This window comes from Sphingomonas sp., assembly GCF_036387595.1.
In the GTDB taxonomy this organism is placed as follows: domain Bacteria; phylum Pseudomonadota; class Alphaproteobacteria; order Sphingomonadales; family Sphingomonadaceae; genus Sphingomonas.
Genome location: NZ_DASVTL010000115.1, coordinates 1 through 18,864 on the forward strand (window position 1 = coordinate 1; position 18,864 = coordinate 18,864).

Here is an 18,864-nt window from a genome sequence, read left to right on the forward strand (position 1 = left end):
CTACAAGCCCGGCCGCTTCAGCTTCAACGTGAAGGGTGGCCGCTGCGAAGCGTGCCAGGGCGACGGCGTGCTCAAGATCGAGATGCACTTTCTCCCCGACGTCTACGTGCAGTGCGACGTCTGCCACGGCGCCCGCTACAATCGCGAGACGCTGGAGGTGAAGTTCAAGGGCCACAGCATCGCGGACGTGCTCGACATGACCGTTGAGGACGCCGCCGAGTTCTTCAAGGCGGTTCCCCCGATCCGGGACAAGATGGCGATGCTGGTCGAGGTGGGCTTAGGCTACGTAAAGGTCGGCCAGCAGGCGACGACGCTCTCGGGCGGCGAGGCGCAGCGCGTCAAGCTCGCCAAGGAACTGTCACGCCGCGCGACCGGCAACACGCTGTATATCCTGGATGAACCGACCACGGGCCTGCATTTCGAGGACGTCCGCAAATTGCTGGAGGTACTTCACGCGCTCGTCGAACAGGGCAACACCGTCGTGGTGATCGAGCACAATCTCGACGTTATCAAAACCGCTGACTGGGTGCTGGACCTGGGGCCGGAAGGTGGCGTGAAGGGCGGCGAGATCGTTGCGCAGGGTACGCCCGAGGTTGTGGCCGCGGCAGCGGGGAGTTTCACGGGGCGGTATCTCGCGCCTTTGTTGAAGCGGGGATCATGAAGAGCAGCGGAGGAGTGGCATGAATGAAGTGATGTCGAAATTTTCGTTGTACAACATCTTCAATTATCTCGTTCCCGGTGCCGCTTTATGTCTGCTAATCGACGAACTCGGCCTGATCGACCTGGACCACCTCGACGTCGCAGCCCGTCTGGTGGTTTTTTATGTCTCCGGAATGGCGATAAGCCGAGCCGGCTCCTTGTTGATCGACCCGATGCTAAAGCGGGCAGGCCTAATCCCGCGGTCTAGATTCACCGGCTATGTCCGCGCAGCAGCTGTCGACGACAAGGTTCCGGTTCTACTTGAGACGAGCAACACCTACCGAACCATGACGAGCGCCTGCATGATGGGCCTGATGGCGTATGTCCTCAGCATGACGATGCCCCCCGCCTGGGTTCAGCATAGTGCATTCGGATGTGCGGCGCTGGCGCTGACGGGCGTTCTTTTTACCGTTTCCTATGTCAAGCAGAACAGAGCCGTGACTCGCAGGGTACGCGCCGACATCAGCATCGAGACAGCAGATCGAAACCGGACGCCGATCCTGAACGTCGTGGCGTAGGCTGCTTCCGTGGCGCTTCTCATATGACATAAGTAGATCGGCGCATCAGCCTTGCGATCCGGTTTGTCGATGGGTTCTTCTTGGGAGTGACCTCCTTAGCCCGCGAGTGCCAGGAACCGCCGTGGAGTCATTCCCAGGAACCGTTTCGCGTCGCGGATGAAGTGCGACGCGTCGAAATAGCCGTGCCGGGCAGCCTCGCTATAACCGCGGTCGCTCAGGATCATGCGTTCCATGGCATGGACGAAACGGCGGCGGTTGAGCAACACCTTGGGCGGGTAGCCGAAATGCCGCAGCGCGCTGCGCCGGACGACATGGCTGGCGACGCCCAGTTCCACGCCCGCCGCCTCCGCAACGCAGACCAAGCCCTCGTTGATGATCGACTCCAACCCGCGCACGAGCGACTCGTCGGCCGGCGTCACGCACCGCGCCTTCGCCAGCAGCGGATCGAGCCGCTCGGCGATGCAGCTTCGATCGTCGAACTGCGCGGCCTCGTGCAGCGCGGCGACCAGTCGGGGGTCGAGCACGTCCCCGGCCGCGACCGCCCGATCCGCGAGCGCGGCCGCGGAGCGCCCGACGAGCGTCGCCCAGCCGAGCGCCGAAAGGCAGATCGTCACCACCTGCGGACCGGTGCATACCAGCCGAGTCGCACGACTGGTCGGGCCGAAGAGCACGACCGGTGCCAGACCGTCATACCGGCGGTTGCCGATCAGCGCCGATGCCTCTCCCGTCACGATCACAAGGCGTGCTTCGCCAGGAAGCACCCACAGGGCACGCTGCTGCTCGTCCGCAACCTCCGCTGGAGTGGCCGGAGTCCAAGTCTCGTAGCGGTTAAGCAGATGGGCGATGCTCTCGTCAGGCGGCTCGACGCTCGTGCGCGGCGCACGGCATGACGCCCACCCCGAAACACGCCAATTGCGAGCCCTCGACGGGGCTGCACCCCTGATCTGGAGCGGTTCCGCCGTTTGTGCGTTGAACATCTTCAGCATCCTTCGCTGAACGCGCTAGCCGCTCCCGTCGCACTGGCGCATCCCCCGTTTGAGGGAGGGCGCTGGCTATGCTCTGGGTGGTTGCGCTCGGCGCTTGCAGTCCCCACGCTTGGGATCACTCTTCTCGAGAAAGGACCGCATGAGTCGCAAGCCCGTTCCCGCTCAGCATGGTGATCGCAGCCGCGTCGAACTGACGTTCGACAAGCCTCAGGCGCTGGCGCAGCTGTTCGGTCAATACGACCGCAACCTGGTCGCGCTGGAGAACAGGCTGGGGGTGTACATCACCGCGCGCGGCAATCGCGTCGGGCTGGAAGGCACCGCCGAGCAGGTGGCGCTCGCGCGCGACGTGCTCAATGACCTCTACATTCGTCTTGGCCGCGGCGAGGAGGTGGATGCGGGCCTTGTCGATGCGTCGATCGCGATGGCCGACCAGCCGGTGCTGGACGGCATCATTCGCGCCGACGGCGGTGGCCAGCCGCCGGTGATGATCCGCACCCGCAAGAAGACGATCGTCCCACGCACGCCCGCGCAGGCGCACTATATGCGCGTGCTGACCGCGAACGACATGATCTTTGCGCTCGGGCCGGCGGGCACCGGCAAGACCTACATCGCGGTGGCGCAGGCGGTGGCGCAGCTCATCACCGGCAGCGTCCAGCGGCTGATCCTGTCGCGGCCCGCGGTGGAAGCGGGAGAGAAATTAGGTTTCCTGCCCGGCGACATGAAGGAGAAGGTCGATCCCTACCTCCGACCACTTTACGATGCGCTCCACGACTGTCTGCCCGCCGAGCAGGTTGAGCGCCGCATCGCGAGCGGCGAGATCGAGGTCGCGCCGATCGCCTTCATGCGCGGTCGAACGCTCGCCGACGCCTTCGTGATCCTCGACGAGGCGCAGAACACCACGCCGGCGCAGATGAAGATGTTCCTCACGCGCTTCGGCCAGAACAGCCGCATGGTGATCTGCGGCGATCCCAACCAGGTCGACATCCCCGGCGGCATTGCCGGGTCGGGACTGGCGGACGCGGTCGGCCGGCTGGAGGGGCTGGAGGGAATTGCGATGGCGCGCTTCACCGCGGGCGACGTGGTCCGCCATCCGATTGTCGGACGGATCGTCGAGGCGTATGAGGGCGGCTGACATGAACGCCCCTGCCAAACCGTTGACCCGCGCCGAGAGCCAGGCGCTGTCCGCCCCGTTCGTGATCGAGGATCAGGAGGTCGTCCGAAAGATCGCCCGATTGGCGGACGAACGCGGGACGCCGATGCACGAGATCGTGCAGCTCGCGGTCGACGACTATCTTAGGCGCCACGAATTGCGCGGGAAGGCTTCCGAGAAACTGCAGAAAATCTGGGACGAGCATCCGATGCCGCTGCCCACTGGCCTGAAAGCCGACAAGCGCTTCTACGACTCGCTCAACGACGAACTGTGAGCATCTTCTTGGATGCCTCGGCGATCGTCGCGATCCTCGCGCGTGAACCCGAAGCCTATTCCTTCGACGAACGTATAACGGTGGAAGCCGATCTTCTCACCTCGGCCATAGCGATCTGGAAAGCCTCACGCGGCCTCGCCGTGGCCCGTGGAATAGCGTTCGAGGAAGCACGCGCAGCGGTATCACGGTATGTTGCGGACTTCGCCGTCCGCCTGATCGCCATCGGCGCGGATGAAGCGGAAGCGGCGCTCGACGCGCATCAGCGCTTCGGCAAGGGGCGGCATCCTGCCCGATTGAACATGGGCGATTGCTTCGCCTATGCCTGCACCACACGGCACGCCGACATGATTCTCTTCAAGGGCGACGATTTCATCCACACCGATCTCAAGGACGCGACACTGTCATGATCGCCGTCGAACTCTCCCGCGAAGACCCCTGGCCGCAAGCCGATTGGGACGCGCTCGCCGCCACCGCGATCCGCGCCGCGATCGCGCGCACGCCTTACGGCTCGCTGCTCGATACCAGCGCCGCGGTCGAGGTGTCGGTGCGCCTGACGTCCGACGACGAGGTCCGGTCGCTCAACCACCAATATCGCCAGAAGGACAGGCCCACCAACGTCCTGTCCTTCCCGATGGTCCAGCGCGACCTGCTCGACACCGTCAGCCAGAATTCGGACGACGGCGAGCTGCTGCTAGGCGACATCGTCCTCGCCCACGGAGTCTGCGCGGCCGAAGCGGGAGAGCGCGGCATCGCGGTCGAAACCCATGCCACCCATTTGCTGGTGCACGGGACGCTCCACCTGCTAGGCTATGACCATATGGATGACGGCGAGGCGGAGGACATGGAGGCGATCGAACGCGAAGCGCTCGGCGACCTCGGCATCGCCGATCCCTACCTGGTGCGCGAGGACTAAAGACCGATCATGGCCGATGGCCCTTCCGCCGGGAACGGCGACAGTAGCGAATCCGGCATCTGGCGCGGGCTGAAGGCGCTGATCTTCGGCGACCAGGGCGAGGACCGGCTGCGCGACCAGCTGGAGGATGCGATCGACCGGCATGAGGGCGATCCCGCCCCCGACGAGCCGGGAGACCTCTCGCCGCTCGAACGCCAGATGGTCCGCAACCTGCTCCATTTCGGCGAGCGCGACGCGTCCGACGTCGGCGTGCCGCGTGCCGATATCATCGCGGTCGAGGAGAATATCAGCTTCGCCGATCTCGTGCGCACCTTCGCCGACGCCGGGCACAGCCGCCTGCCGGTCTATCGCGACGAACTCGATACGATCGTCGGCATGGTCCACATCAAGGACGTGTTCGCGATCCTGGCGACCGGCGCCGAACATCCGGCAACGATCACGGATCTGATCCGCGAGCCGCTCTACGTTCCGATGAGCCGCGGCGCGCTGGACCTGCTGGCCGACATGCGGACACGCCACGTCCATCTCGCGATTGTGCTCGACGAATATTCCGGCACCGAAGGACTCGTGACGATCGAGGATTTGGTCGAGGAGATCGTCGGCGAGATCGAGGACGAACATGACGAGGAGCCGACCGCGCTGCTCGTACCGCTCGACGGCGGTGCTTGGGAAGCCGATGCGCGCGTTGAACTGGAGGATGTCGCCGAAACGGTCGATGCGCGCCTGGGTGAGACCGACAGTGACGTCGACACGCTGGGCGGTTTGACCGCCGTGCTCGCCGGCCGCGTTCCCGAAGCCGGCGAATGCGTGGATCACCCCAGCGGCTGGCGGATCGAAGTGATCGCGGCCGATGAACGCCGCATCGGGCGCCTGCGCCTGCATCCGCCCAAGCCGGAGCCGGAGGATCGCGATTCCTGAAGTATGATCGGTGAATTCGATATATACGATCGTTTCAACTGACTTTCTAAATCTGTCCTGCGCGTGCACACTGCGGCTTAGGTCGAACCCAATTTCCAATCGGCACCATCATCGCACGATCGACAATCCCGTTCGCGGGCTTGGCATCTAGACGAGAACGAGGAGAAAACGCATGGACGCAATCACCACAGGCAGCCCGCTCAACGATCCTGGAAAGCAGCCGACCGCGTTGCGCACGCTGCTGGGCCGTACCAGCCGCGATTGGTGGCCCGAGCAATTGTCACTTCAGATCCTGACGCAGAATGGCGTGTCGCCCGATCCGATGGGCGCGGACTTCGACTATGCGGCCGAGTTCCGGACCCTCGATTACGCAGGCGTGAAACAGGATCTGACCGCGTTGATGACCGATAGCCAGCCCTGGTGGCCGGCGGATTACGGGCATTACGGTCCCTTCTTCATCCGCATGGCGTGGCACTCGGCCGGCACCTATCGCACTGGCGACGGCCGTGGTGGTTCATCGTCGGGATCGCAGCGCTTCGCACCGCTCAATTCGTGGCCGGACAACGGCAATCTCGACAAGGCGCGCCGCCTTCTGTGGCCGATCAAGCAGAAATATGGCCGCAAGCTCTCCTGGGCGGACCTGTTCATCCTGGCGGGCAACGTCGCGATCGAATCGATGGGCGGACCCACGTTCGGCTTCGGCGGCGGCCGCAAGGACATCTTCGAGGCAGAGCGCGACATCTATTGGGGCACCGAGGAAGAGTGGCTCGGCCAGACCCGCATCGACGAGGAAGCCGGCCTGGCGCTGGAAAGCCCGCTCGCGGCAATCCAACACGGCCTGATCTACGTGAACCCCGAAGGCCCCGGTGGCTGCCCCAACCCGATGGGCTCGGCCCGCGACATGCGCGAGACCTTCGCGCGCATGGGCATGAACGACGAGGAGACCGCTGCGCTGACCGCGGGCGGTCATACCTTCGGCAAGGCGCATGGCAACGGTGACGCTTCCAAGGTCGGCAAGGAGCCGGAAGGCGCCGATATCGCAAGCCAGGGTCTGGGCTGGACCTCGACGCACGGCACCGGACTTGGTGACGACACCATTACGTCGGGAATCGAGGGTTCGTGGACCCCGACGCCGATCGAATGGGACATGACCTACTTCGACATGCTGCTCGATCACGAATATGAGATCGTGAAGAGTCCCGCCGGCGCGCATCAGTTCCAGCCCGTCGGCAATCCCGAGGATACGCTGGCGCCGGCTGCACACACGCCCGGCAAGCGTGTGCCGACGATGATGACATCGGCCGACATGGCGCTGAAGGTCGACCCGACTTACCGCGCGATCATGGAGAAGTTCCGGGCCGACCCCGCCTATTTCGCCGATGCCTGGGCGCGCGCCTGGTTCAAGCTTTGCCATCGCGACATGGGTCCGAAGGTCCGGTATCTCGGACCGGAGGTGCCCGCGCAGGATCTGATCTGGCAGGATCCGATCCCCAAGGCCGATTATCCGCAGATTGATGCTGGCGACGTGCCCGGCCTGAAAAGGGCCATCGCCGATTCGGGGCTCTCGATCGCCGAACTGGTGACGACCGCATGGGCATCGGCATCGACGTATCGGGGGTCCGATCATCGCGGCGGCGCCAATGGCGCACGTATCCGTCTGGCGCCGCAGAAGGATTGGGAGGTCAATCGCCCGGAGCAGCTTGCCAAGGTGCTTGGCGTCTATGAAGGCATCAAGGCTGATTTCGATGGGCAGGGAAGCAAGAAGGTCTCGATCGCCGATCTGATCGTGCTCGGCGGCGCAGTAGGTGTCGAGGCTGCAGCCAAGGCGGCGGGTCATTCCGTCGAGGTGCCCTTCACCCCCGGCCGCACCGACGCGACGGACGAACATACCGATGCCGAGAGCTTCGACGTGCTCGAACCCAAGGCTGACGGCTTCCGCAACTACCTCCAGGTGCAGTTCAACGTGCCGACGGAGGAACTGCTGGTCGATCGGGCGCAGCTATTGGGTCTGTCCGCGCCGGAGATGACGGTGCTGGTCGGTGGCCTGCGCGTCCTTGGCGCCAACCATCCCAAAGCCGAAAAGCATGGCGTGTTCACCGACCGGCCGGGGCAACTGACCAACGACTTCTTCGTGCATCTGCTCGACATGGCGACTGCATGGAAGCAGGTGAGCGACGAAAGCGATCAGGAGTTCGTCGGCACCGATCGCCACACCCATGAAGCACGCTGGACCGCGTCGCGCACCGATCTGGTGTTCGGATCGAATTCCCAGCTACGTGCAGTGGCGGAGGTCTATGCGTGCGCGGATTCGGGTGACAAGTTCGTCGCCGACTTCGTCAGCGCTTGGGCCAAGGTGATGGATGCCGACCGCTACGACATCCGGGACGGTGCCTATACCGCGGGCGACAACGATCCGGACGCACCGCGGATCGACTAAGCCCCGACGAGACGTATCGTTTAAAAGCGGGCCGTCGGCAGCGATGCCGGCGGCCCCTTTCGTTTGCGCGTGCGTCGCCTTACGTTGCGACCATGCGCAGACACATATTGATCGTCATCGGCCTGGTTCTCCTCGCTGCTATCGCCATCGTCGCCTGTCTCGCCTGGCCCGACGAGGCGAAGCTGCCTTTGGATCGCGTCGCCGGAGCGCGTCCCGAGATCGGCGCGCCGCGTGTCCAGACGCTGCCCACCGTTAAGGTCGCCGAGGTCGTCGGCTGGCAGGGTGGCGCGCCGACCGCAGCGCCGGGGCTGCGTGTCCAGCCGTTCGCCAGCGGGCTCGATCATCCTCGCTGGCTCTATCGCCTGCCCAACGGTGACGTGCTGGTCGCCGAAAGCAACTCGCCACCGCGCAAAGGCGGCGGCATCACCGGCATGGTCATGGGACTATTGATGGGCCGCGCGGGGGCGGGCGTTCCGTCCGCGAACCGCATCACCCTGTTGCGCGATGCCGATGGCAACGGGATAGCGGAGCGGCGCAGCGTCTTCATGACCGGGCTGAACTCGCCGTTCGGTATGACGCTGTTCAAGGGTCAGCTCTACATCGGCAACACCGATGCGCTCGTCCGCGTGCCTTATGCGGATGGGCAGACGAAGATCACCGCCAAGCCGGAACTCGTCGTCAAGCTGAATGGCGGCGGCAATCACTGGGCGCGCAACGTCATCGCCGCGCCCGATGGCCGCACCCTGTTCGTCTCGGTCGGTTCGGCGTCGAACATCGCCGAGAACGGCATGGAAGCCGAGAAATACCGCGCCAACATCCTGCAGGTCTGGCCCGAGGACAAGAACTGGCGGATCTACGCCGCGGGCTTGCGCAACCCCAACGGCATGGCGATCAACCCGGTCACCAAACAATTGTGGACCGTCGTCAACGAGCGCGACATGCTCGGCTCCGATCTGGCACCCGATTACCTAACCCAGGTGGAATTCGGCGATCAATTCGGCTGGCCGTGGTATTATTGGGGAGGTTATCCCGACCCGCGTGTATCGCCCAAGAACCCTGCGCTTCAGGAATATTCCAAGCGGCCGGACTATGCGATGGGTCCGCACGTCGCCGCGCTAGGCCTGACCTTCTCCGATGACGTCCGGCTGGGAGGCAGCTTTGCCGACGGGGCCTTCATCGGCGAACACGGCTCGTGGAATCGCAAGCCGGTGTCGGGTTACAAGGTGGTCTACGTCCCCTTTGCATCGCGCGGCTTTCCGGTGGCGGGGGCAAAGCCCGTCGATGTGCTGACCGGCTTTCTTGACAGCGAAGGCCGTGCGCGCGGTCGTCCGGTCGGCGTGATCGGCGACCGGAGCGGCGCGATGCTGGTGGCCGATGACGTCGGCAACGTCATTTGGCGCGTGAGCGCGGGCAAGTGACGCGCGGTGCTGCCTTGATCCTCGCGCTTGGCTGCGCGGCGTGCGGGGGAGATGGTGCAGCGGAGACGGTCCGCCACGATCGCGCCCGCGCGGCGCGTGCCGGCCTGTATGCAATCCAGGCGGCGCCGGGCGGCGCGCTCGCGCGCTTCGCGGATGTTCGCCTGTTCGATTCGAAGGCCGTGTGCGGCAAGGTGGATGGGCAGGACGGCGGTGGCCTACGCCGCTTCGGCGTCCTGCCCGGCCGGGAGCCGGTGATCGAACAACCCGGCGATGCCGCTACCGTCGTTGCGGTCGAACGAATATGCGCTGGCGGCAAGGCACGAGCGGTTGTGAGCCGCAACGCGGGTTATACGGACATTCGCGTCGAGGACCATCCGGGCTGAGCATTACTCACCTTCCTTCTCCTCGGCAAAACGTCATGGCGTCTTCGCGCGCGATGGGCGATAACACGGTCGAAGCCGCAACGATCGCGGTACAGGGGAAGGGGTGACCGTGACGGACCATCCGGCGCCAGAAGACGCACGCCGTACCGAGGAACTGGCGCGCTTTCGCCTGCTGTTCGCCCAGACGCCGAGCTTCGCCGCGGTTCTCGTCGGTCGGGAGCATCGTTTCCTTCTGGCGAACCCTGCCTTCCGCCGCCTTGTGGGTAACCGCACGGTGCTCGGCCTCACCGTCGCGGAAACGCTCCCCGAACTCATCGACCAAGGCTTCGTTGAGCTCCTGGATCGGGTGTTCGCGGATGGCGAGGCGTACGTCGGCACCGCGATGCCGATCGCGCTCGTGTCGCCGGGCGGGGGCACTTCGGAGGAGCGCCGGCTGGATTTCGTCTATCAGCCGATCCGGGGAGAGGGTGGCAAGGTCGTCGCGATCTTCATCGAGGGCACCGACGTTACCGAACGTCATGTCGCGACCGAGGCGTTGCGTGCGTCCGAAGCGCGCCACCGCCAAATCCTCGACAGCGCGATCGACTATGCAATCATCGCCACAGACCTGGCGGGCCGGGTTACGCGCTGGAATGTAGGCGCCGAGAGAACGCTCGGCTGGCGCGAGGCGGAGATGCTCGACCAGCCGATCGATCGCATCTTCACGCCCGAGGATCGTGCCCTGGGCTACCCGGCTATCGAGTTCCGCCAAGCGCTCGATACCGGCCGCAGCCGCGATGAAGGCTGGCGCCTGCGCCGCTCGGGCGAGCGCTTCTGGGCAAGTGGCGAGATGACGCCGATCCGCGACAATAGCGGCGCTGGGACCGGCTTCGTCAAGGTGTTGCGCGACCGTACCGACGAACACCGAGTCGCAGAAGCGCTGCGTGCGTCCGACGCGCGGCTTCGCGCGGCGCAAGAGGCGGGCGGGGTCGGCGTCTTCGCGATCGAGGTCGCAAGTGATCAACTCGAGCCTTCTCCCGAATTGTGCCGGATGTTCGGCTTGCCCGTCGCCGCGAACTATCCGGCCTCTGAAATCGAAGCCTTGGTGCTTCCCGAGGATGCGGCGTCGATCTCCGGCGCGGCCGCGCGCGCGACGGGCGACGTTGCACTCGCCACAGAATATCGCATACGTCGCGCCAACGATGGCGCGGTTCGCACCATCGCTCGCCGTGCCGAATTTGAATATGATGAAACAGGCGCATGCGTTCGCATGGTCGGCGTCGTTCAGGATGTCACCGAACAGCGCGCCGCCCAGGCAGCCATTCAGGCCAGCGAGCAGCGTTTCCGCGCCTTTACTGAGGCGGTGCCCAACCACGTCTGGTCGGCGACGCCGCAAGGCCGTCTGGATTGGGCCAACCAACGCACTTATCGGTACGGTGGATATACCGCGGAGCAGCTGCTGCAACGCGGCTGGGAAGGGCGATTGCATCCCGACGATCTCGATCAGGCAGTAGCCGCGTGGCGGGCCGCGGTGACGAGCGGCGAGCCTTACGAAACCGAATTTCGGCTGACACGCGCAGACGGCGCATATCGCTGGCACCTTGCGCGGGCGGTGCCCCTGCACGACCACAAGGGCGCGATCGTTCGCTGGATCGGCACCAATACCGACATCGACGACGAACGCGTCGCGCGCCGCCAACTCGCCGAACTCAACGCCACGCTGGAGGAACGCGTCGAGCAGCGCACCCGCGAGCGCGACCGCGCCTGGGCGAGTTCGCAGGATCTGCAGGTCGTCGTGGATGCCAGCGGGCGACTGCGTGCGGCCAATCGAGCCTGGGCGACGATCCTTGGCCATGATCCAGCGCGCGTCGTCGGACGGCTCCACCTCGACTTCGTTCACCCCGAAGACCGCGACGGCAGCATGCGTGCGCTGGACCACGCATTAAGCAGCGATCTTCCCGCCTTCGAAAACCGCATGCTTCACGTCGACGGCAGCTGGCGCTGGGTGTCCTGGGTCGCCGCACCGGACGAGGGGCTCGTATACGCCAGCGGTCGCCACATCACCGCGGAAAAGGAAGCAGCTGCCGCGCTGGAGGCGGCGCAGGACCAGCTGCGGCAGGTGCAGAAGATGGAGGCATTCGGCCAGCTTACGGGGGGCGTAGCCCACGATTTCAACAACCTGCTCACCGTAATCCGCGGATCGGTCGACCTGCTCGGCCGCCCCGATCTGACCGCTGAGCGCCGCGCGCGCTATGTCGATGCAATACGCGATACCGCGGAGCGTGCCGCAAAGCTCACCGGCCAGCTCCTCGCCTTCGCCCGCCGCCAGACGCTCAACCCCGCGCTCTTCGACGCGCGCGACAGCCTGGGCGAGCTAGCCGACATGGTCGAAACCTTAGCGGGAGACCGAATCGTGGTCGAGATGAACCTGCCCGGCGATGCCTGCGCCATCATGGCCGACCGCAGCCAATTCGACACCGCGATCGTCAACCTGGGCGTCAACGCGCGCGACGCGATGCGCGGGCGCGGTACGTTGACGATCGGTGCGGCGCCGGTGACCGGCATCCCGCAAAACCATGCCCAGCCCGCGGTAGCGGGAGACTTCGTGGCGATCTCCGTCCGCGATACCGGCCATGGCATCGCGCCGGACATCCTGCATCGCATCTTCGAGCCGTTCTTCACCACCAAAAGCGTCGGCCACGGCACCGGCCTGGGCCTCAGCCAGGTCATAGGCTTCGCTAAGCAATCGGGCGGCGACGTCAGGGTGGAAAGCGTCGAAGGCGCGGGTACGACCTTCGTTCTCTACTTGCCCCGTGCAACCGCGCCGACATCCGCACAGGCGGCGCCGGCCGAGGCAGCAGGCCCCGCACCGGGCACCGGCGTATGCGTGCTGGTGGTCGAGGACAATACGCATGTCGGCGAGTTCGCCGTCCAGGCGCTGGACGAACTGGGCTACCGCAGCGCCCTCACCGCAGACGGCCCGTCCGCGCTCGCCGAACTGGCGGCGGCCCCGGACGCCTTTCACATCGTCTTTTCCGACGTCATGATGCCCGGTATGACCGGGGTGGAGCTCGGAGAAGAAATCCGCCGGCGTTATCCGAACCTGCCGGTGATCCTCACGAGCGGCTATTCCGACGTCCTGGCCCGCGACGGCACGCACGGCTTCGAGCTGCTCCAAAAGCCTTATTCGATCGCGCAACTGTCTCGCGTGCTCCGCAAGGCAGCGTAGACACGGTTGGTCAGTCAAACGACATCAACGCTCCAGGCACATGGCAATCCCCATCCCGCCACCGATGCACAGCGTTGCCAGACCCTTCTTGGCGTCGCGCTTGCCCATTTCGTAGATCAGCGTGGTCAGCACGCGCGCGCCGCTGGCACCGATCGGGTGGCCGAGGGCGATGGCGCCGCCGTTGACGTTGACCTTTTCGGCGTCCCAGCCGAGTTCCTTGCCGACCGACAAGGCTTGGGCCGCAAATGCTTCATTGGCTTCGATCAGGTCGAGGTCGGCGATCGTCCAGCCCGCCTTCTCCAGAGCGCGCTTCGTAGCAGGGACTGGGCCGATCCCCATGAATGCGGGATCGACCCCGGCGCTCGCCCAGCTGCGGATCGTCGCCAGGATGGGCGAGCCGCGACGCTCAGCCTCGTCGCGACGCATCACCACGATGGCGGCAGCGCCGTCGTTCAGACCGCTGGCGTTGGCGGCGGTGACGGTGCCGTCCTTCTTGAAGGCTGCGCGGACGCCCGAAACGCTGTCCAGCGTCGCGCCGGTGCGGATATATTCGTCATCCGCCACGATGGTGTCGCCCTTGCGGCCCTTGATCGTGACCGGGGCGATCTCGTCCTTGAATCGGCCGCTGTCGCGCGCGGCTTCGGCATTGTTCTGCGAACGGACCGAAAAGGCATCCTGGTCGGCACGGGTCACCTGATATTGCTCCGCCAGATTTTCGGCGGTGATGCCCATATGATAGCCGTTGAAGGCATCGGTCAGCCCATCTTTGACCATCGTATCGACCAGGCTGAGGTCGCCCATCTTCTGGCCGGCGCGGATCGACTGGGCATGGGCGCTCTGCGACATCGATTCCTGGCCGCCCGCGACGACGATCGTGGCGTCGCCGGTCGCAATTGCCTGTGCCGCCAAAGCGACGGCGCGCAGCCCGGAGCCGCAGACCTGGTTGACGCCCCAGGCGGGGATTTCCTTCGGAACGCCCGCTGCCATCGACGCCTGGCGCGCGGGGTTCTGGCCTTGTGCGGCGGTTAGCACCTGACCAATAATCACTTCGGAAACTTCCGCGCCCGTCACCCCTGCCTGTGCCATTGCCGCCTCGATCGCCACTCGCCCGAGTTCATGTGCCGGCGTGGTCGCAAAGGCGCCGAGGAAACTGCCGACCGGCGTGCGCTTGGCTGCGGTGATGACGATGTCGCTGGGCTGGGTATTCATGACGGACTCCTCTTGGATGAAGCCATCTACGCTTCTATCGCCAGCCGATCCATAGTGTCGGCTAGTGTGAACCCCTTAACCGACTTGGCGCTGCACGACCCAGGGCTCATCCGGCGCGGCGGCGATGTTGCGGTGCAGAAGGCGCGGGCGTAAGGTCATGCGAAACAAGGGGAGCGGGCAATGAAGAAGCAGCATCCGGAGGACGGCGTCGTCGTCGTCAAGAAATACGCCAACCGCCGCCTCTACAACACCGAGACCAGTTCCTACATCACGCTGGAGCATCTGGCCGCGATGACGCGCGGCGGGCGCGACTTCAAGGTGATCGACGCCAAGACCGAGGAGGACATCACCCACAACGTCCTGACCCAGATCATCATGGAGGAGGAAAGCCGCGGCCAGACGATGTTGCCGGTGAATTTCCTGCGCCAGTTGATCGCGATGTATGGCGATTCGATGCAGGCGGTCGTGCCGGGCTATCTGGAGGCGTCGATGGACAGCTTCCGACGAAATCAGGAACAGTTCAAGACCGCGGTAGAAGGCGCCTTCGCGCACACCCCCTTCGCGGAGATTGCCAAGCGCAACCTGCAGATGTTCGAGACCGCGGCCAAGGCGTTCAAGCCGCCGTCCGGTACTGTGGCCCCACCGGCCGCCGGATCGAAGGACGAGGAAATCGCCGCGCTGAAGGCCGAGTTGGCGCGGTTGCAGGACAAGGTCGAAAAACTGGTGCGGTGATCGCCGACCTATGGCGCCATGCGGTCGATCAGCACCTCTGCTATGCGCGCTTCGTTGACGACGCCCCCTGCTCCGCCCGGGCCGCCGTACGAAGCGTTGGATTGCAACGCGCTCATGTTGAGAAAGTCGGAAAGCGTCAGCGTGTAGGTGCCCGGCGCCAGCCGAAAATACACACGGCTCGAGAGATGCAGCGGGTGCTTAGCGCCGCTGCTGCGGATGTGCGGCATCTGGACGATCGCGGTTCGTGCGCCACCTGCAGCGGAGGTTATGGTCAGGCGCTTTACGGCATTGGTGATGCCGGTATTGAGCGCATAAACATGATTGTCGTAGCGCAGCGTTACCGCATAAGTACCTGCCCCCGCGATCGTCACCCCCGCGATCGTCGCAGCCTTGCCGAGTCCGAGCGCGAGCGTGGGTAGCGCCACGCCTTCGCCTGCTCCGACCATCGGCGCGTCGCTGCGCATCTGCGGGTCGCCCACCGCAATCGTCTGGGCGGCCGATCCGCGCACGCATGCCGGCGACGACGGCTGCGAAGCCAGACCGGTCACGGCGACGACAGTGTAGCAGACGGTGGCGGCCGGGTCGGCGGGGCGGGGATCAATCCAGCGTACCGCGGTCACTTCGCGCGCAGCGATGCTGCCGTCGCGATAGACCATGTGGCGACCGCCCGCAGCAAGGCGCAACATGGGTCCGCTCTTCCCTTGCTCGACGATCGGGGTTTGCGGGGTCGCGGACATGAACACACGCGGATCGTCGTGGCTGAGCGGCGAAACCGCAGGTGCTTCGGTCACTTGCGCCTTGGCGCGACGCGCAGGGGCAAAGGTTACTTCGATAAGGTTGCCGCCCGCGAGCAGCATGTCAGGCATCAAGCGGCCCGGCGCGGGGGCGCCGTTCAGACGGATGCCGGCAACCGGATACCACCAGCCCTCGGGTGCCCTGGGCGGAAGAATGAGCCTGATGTCGACTGTACGACCGGCAAAGCGCAGGCCGGAGAGCGTTGCGGTCGGCCGATCGCCGAGCAGCGCTCGCATGTGGGCGGTGAGGAAGGGCGCAAGTCGGATGCCGTCCAGTTCGGGATGCCAGCCGAAGATGGCGCCGGTCACCGCACCCAGATAGCCGCCGACCGACCACAATTGCCGCGCCGAATTGATCTCCGGCCCGTCGTCGAACCGCGAACGGCCGGTCAGCCACTCCAGATTTTCCATGTTCGACAGATGCAGCGCCGCGCCCCGCATCAGCGCATCGGTCGCGCGATCCGCCGCCGCCACATGGGCGACCTGCGCGGCGGCGCGCAGGGTGTAGGCGGATACGAACGGCCATTGCGCACGGTTGTGATAGACGAAGGTGTCCGGCGCCTGCGGCCACACGACCGGCGGGCCGAAGGGAGCGAAGGGATAAGTCGACAGGATCGTTTTTGCCTGCTTCTCGTCCGCGATGCCGGATACGATCGCAAGATCGTTGCCCAGCAGGTCGTATTTGGCAACCTGTGCCGGGTGGGCATCGGCAGTGAGATAGGTGACGAACAGGCCGGCACGCGCGTTCCAGAAGGCGGAGCGGATCGCAAGGCGCAGCGCCCGTGCCCAGCCATCATAGCGGCGCGCGGTGCCATCGTCGGCAGCGCCACGAGCAAGCACAGCCGCAAGTTGCAGCGCGCGATATTGCAGCACGTTGGTCGAAAGCGCCTTCATCTGTGCCATCGCCGCAAGATCATCGACGATCCATGCGGGATAGGTCTGTTCGCGCCAGTCCAGGAAGCTGTGTTCGCCGCCGTACAGGCCGTCGCGCGGGTCGAACGCAGCGATGCGATCCGCCTCGAGCGTACCACGAAGCGCCGACAGAGCGGTGCGCGCGAATGCCGCACGCTCCGCGCCGTGCAGATTGGCCAGCGTGCGCCCGGCGCCGAGCGCCCACGCCGTGCGATCGGTGCTGATCGGCCAGCTGCCGCCCGAGCCGGTGTCCTGCACGATCTGGAGGGCGTCTGCGGGCACGCCGGCGGGAGCGGGCATGCGCAACGCACTGGTCTTGAAGCTCAGGCTGGCGACGGCGCGCCCAGGGTCGAAGTCGGCAAGACCCAGGTCGAGCGCGTAGGACAGATCGCGCGTCCAGACGTAATGCCACTTCTCACCCGTTTCGAAACAGCGGCACGGGATTGGCTTGCCTTCGTTATACGCGTCGTCCCCGATGCGATCGACGCTGGCCCGGCGCGCGTCGTCCGCGGCCATCGCGAACAGCGCGTCGAAGTGGACGCTGCCGGTGTCCGTGAACGGGCCACTTTCCTGGATCGTGCGGCGCGAAGGCGCGGCATCGCGCTGGGGCGCAGAGGTGGATAGATCGAAGCGGCGGGCGCCGGGATTGCCGGTGACGGCCACCGCCACGGTATCCGGTCGAGCCTCAGGCGTGCCAGGATAAGGCGCATAGGTGGTCGTCGCCTGCTGGGCGGCCGCGGCAGAGGGACTTACCGCAAGGAGGCCGGCGGTGAGCATCCGCGTCGGCATCATCGAAACGGGTGCACAGCGAGGGGGCAGGTGTTCATCGGCACATCTCCTCGTCCTATCCTAGAGCCGGCCGCTCGGCGGGGCAAACCGGCTCGACTAGGAAAGACTGCGTTTCCGGTGGCGAATGGAAGCGCCATGGACGCGACGGGTTCGACGGCTATGGTTGCGGCCACGCGATCCGCCGGGAGCCATTGTGACCACCCATATCATGCCCCCGCGACGCCACGCGTCCCGCTATTCGACGGTCGCGATCCTGCTGCACTGGGCAATTGCGATATTGCTGCTATTCGAAGTCGGGCTTGGCCTGCGCATGGGCGCGGTAAGCGGCTCGGCCAAATTCGTGGTGTTCCAGCTCCACAAGTCGGTGGGTATCACGATCCTGCTGCTGGTCGCGCTGCGGCTCGTCTGGCGCTTCTACCGCACCCCGCCGCCGATCGTGGCCAAACCCTGGGAACGGGTGCTGGCACATGGTGTCCACCTCCTCTTCTACGGGCTGCTGCTGGCGATGCCGATCAGCGGCTGGGCCATCGTTTCGACCAGCCGGATCGTGGTCCCTACCCTGCTGTACGGCGGGGTTCCCTGGCCCGATCTGCCGGGGTTCGCCACGTTGGCGGGGACGGCGCGCACGACCGCGAACGCAGCGGCGGCGTTGGTTCACGTCAATCTGGTGCTCGTGATCTACGCCTTGTTCGTGCTGCACGTCGGGGGCGCGCTGAAGCACCAGTTGCTCGATCGCGAAGGCGGCATCGCGCGGATGGCACCGGGCGCCAGGCCGGGCGCCGATTGGCGGTTGATCGTGATCCTGACCGGGGCGGTGCTCGCGGCCGGTCTTGGCCTGCGCTGGTTGCCGCTGGGTTCGCCCAAGGTCGCTGCACCGGTGGTGGCTGCCGCGCCCGCGGCCGCTGCATCCTCGACTCCTCTGCCGACGCCGACACCGACGGCCACGCCCCGCGCGATGGCGACGCCTGCCGCCGCCGCGGCGGTCGCAAAGGAGCCGCTGGCATCCTGGCGGATCGCGCCGGGATCGACATTGGGCTTCCGGACGGCTTGGTCGGGCGAGCCGATTGTGGGCGGGTTTACGCGGTTCGATGGCGACATCGCGTTCAGCTCAGACGATCTGGCGCGTTCGCGCGTGGCAATCCGCATCGACACGGCGTCCGTCTTCAGCGGGGATGCGCAGCGTGACGAGACGCTCAAGAGCGGCGACTGGTTCGCGGTCGCCGCGCACGGCACCGCCACCTTCAAGGCGAACCGGTTCAGCAATCTGGGCGGCGATCGCTATCTCGCCCAGGGCACATTGGCCTTGAAGGGGATGACGCTACCCGCATCGGTGCGCTTCACCCTGACTATCGCGGGCGACAAGGCGACGATGCGCGGCACCGCCAGCGTGAACCGCAGCGCCTACAGAATCGGCGAGGGCGATTATGCCAGCACGTCCGACATTCCCGCAGACGTGGCGGTCATCATCGCGGTTAATGCAAGGCGCATGCCGCGTTAGGCTGATTGAAGCCGCCAGATGCCGGT

At 65.6% G+C, this 18,864-nt stretch carries 16 protein-coding genes; 13 read left to right on the plus strand and 3 right to left on the minus strand.

The window, feature by feature from the left end; translation table 11 throughout:
• The coding region (locus VF643_RS13510; RefSeq protein ID WP_331043908.1) for an ATP-binding cassette domain-containing protein at nt 1-661 on the plus strand (661 nt) is incomplete at its 5' end.
• A 19-nt stretch (nt 662-680) separates the two neighbouring features.
• A complete protein-coding gene (locus VF643_RS13515; RefSeq protein WP_331043909.1) occupies nt 681-1,217 on the plus strand; it encodes a hypothetical protein in 537 nt (178 codons plus the stop codon).
• A 95-nt stretch (nt 1,218-1,312) separates the two neighbouring features.
• On the opposite strand, the gene VF643_RS13520 is transcribed toward VF643_RS13515, so the two are convergent.
• Nucleotides 1,313-1,954, minus strand: coding sequence for a helix-turn-helix domain-containing protein (locus tag VF643_RS13520; RefSeq protein WP_331043910.1), 642 nt, complete (start codon nt 1,952-1,954; stop codon nt 1,313-1,315).
• A gap of 388 nt (nt 1,955-2,342) precedes the next feature.
• On the opposite strand from VF643_RS13520, the gene VF643_RS13525 reads away from it, so the two are divergent.
• From VF643_RS13525 to VF643_RS13565, 9 genes are all read left to right on the plus strand, one after another.
• Nucleotides 2,343-3,335 carry a PhoH family protein gene (locus VF643_RS13525; protein WP_331043911.1) on the plus strand — a complete coding sequence of 331 codons (993 nt, stop codon included), beginning with the start codon at nt 2,343-2,345 and terminating at the stop codon, nt 3,333-3,335.
• 1 nt (nt 3,336) lies between these two features.
• Nucleotides 3,337-3,627 (plus strand): type II toxin-antitoxin system VapB family antitoxin, encoded by a 291-nt coding sequence (locus VF643_RS13530; protein ID WP_331043912.1) that lies wholly within the window; start codon nt 3,337-3,339, stop codon nt 3,625-3,627.
• Nucleotides 3,624-4,034 carry a type II toxin-antitoxin system VapC family toxin gene (locus tag VF643_RS13535; protein WP_331043913.1) on the plus strand — a complete coding sequence of 137 codons (411 nt, stop codon included), beginning with the start codon at nt 3,624-3,626 and terminating at the stop codon, nt 4,032-4,034. Before VF643_RS13530 ends, VF643_RS13535 begins: the two co-directional genes overlap by 4 nt.
• A complete protein-coding gene (ybeY, locus tag VF643_RS13540) occupies nt 4,031-4,540 on the plus strand; it encodes an rRNA maturation RNase YbeY (RefSeq protein ID WP_331043914.1) in 510 nt (169 codons plus the stop codon). Before VF643_RS13535 ends, ybeY begins: the two co-directional genes overlap by 4 nt.
• Nucleotides 4,541-4,549: 9 nt before the next feature.
• The gene (locus VF643_RS13545) at nt 4,550-5,458 is read left to right on the plus strand and encodes a hemolysin family protein (protein WP_331043915.1); all 909 of its coding nucleotides are present in this window, start codon (nt 4,550-4,552) and stop codon (nt 5,456-5,458) included.
• Nucleotides 5,459-5,630: 172 nt separating this feature from the next.
• Nucleotides 5,631-7,895, plus strand: a complete 2,265-nt coding sequence (gene katG / locus VF643_RS13550) for a catalase/peroxidase HPI (RefSeq protein ID WP_331043916.1) — start codon at nt 5,631-5,633, stop codon at nt 7,893-7,895.
• 92 nt (nt 7,896-7,987) lie between these two features.
• Nucleotides 7,988-9,313 (plus strand): sorbosone dehydrogenase family protein, encoded by a 1,326-nt coding sequence (locus VF643_RS13555; protein WP_331043917.1) that lies wholly within the window; start codon nt 7,988-7,990, stop codon nt 9,311-9,313.
• A 14-nt stretch (nt 9,314-9,327) separates the two neighbouring features.
• Nucleotides 9,328-9,696 (plus strand): hypothetical protein, encoded by a 369-nt coding sequence (locus VF643_RS13560; protein WP_331043918.1) that lies wholly within the window; start codon nt 9,328-9,330, stop codon nt 9,694-9,696.
• 109 nt (nt 9,697-9,805) lie between these two features.
• A complete protein-coding gene (locus tag VF643_RS13565) occupies nt 9,806-12,904 on the plus strand; it encodes a PAS domain S-box protein (RefSeq protein WP_331043919.1) in 3,099 nt (1,032 codons plus the stop codon).
• Nucleotides 12,905-12,928: 24 nt separating this feature from the next.
• Here the strand turns inward: VF643_RS13565 and VF643_RS13570 are convergent, their stop codons facing one another.
• A complete protein-coding gene (locus VF643_RS13570) occupies nt 12,929-14,113 on the minus strand; it encodes an acetyl-CoA C-acetyltransferase (protein WP_331043920.1) in 1,185 nt (394 codons plus the stop codon).
• A 180-nt stretch (nt 14,114-14,293) separates the two neighbouring features.
• Here VF643_RS13570 and phaR point away from each other — a divergent pair, with 180 nt between their 5' ends.
• Nucleotides 14,294-14,845, plus strand: coding sequence for a polyhydroxyalkanoate synthesis repressor PhaR (gene phaR, locus VF643_RS13575; protein ID WP_331043921.1), 552 nt, complete (start codon nt 14,294-14,296; stop codon nt 14,843-14,845).
• An 8-nt stretch (nt 14,846-14,853) separates the two neighbouring features.
• Here phaR and VF643_RS13580 read toward each other — a convergent pair whose 3' ends face one another.
• A complete protein-coding gene (locus tag VF643_RS13580) occupies nt 14,854-17,343 on the minus strand; it encodes an MGH1-like glycoside hydrolase domain-containing protein (RefSeq protein ID WP_331043922.1) in 2,490 nt (829 codons plus the stop codon).
• A gap of 190 nt (nt 17,344-17,533) precedes the next feature.
• Between VF643_RS13580 and VF643_RS13585 the strand changes: the two genes are divergently transcribed.
• Nucleotides 17,534-18,838 carry a cytochrome b/b6 domain-containing protein gene (locus VF643_RS13585; RefSeq protein ID WP_331043923.1) on the plus strand — a complete coding sequence of 435 codons (1,305 nt, stop codon included), beginning with the start codon at nt 17,534-17,536 and terminating at the stop codon, nt 18,836-18,838.
• The last annotated feature ends 26 nt before the right edge of the window (nt 18,839-18,864 follow it).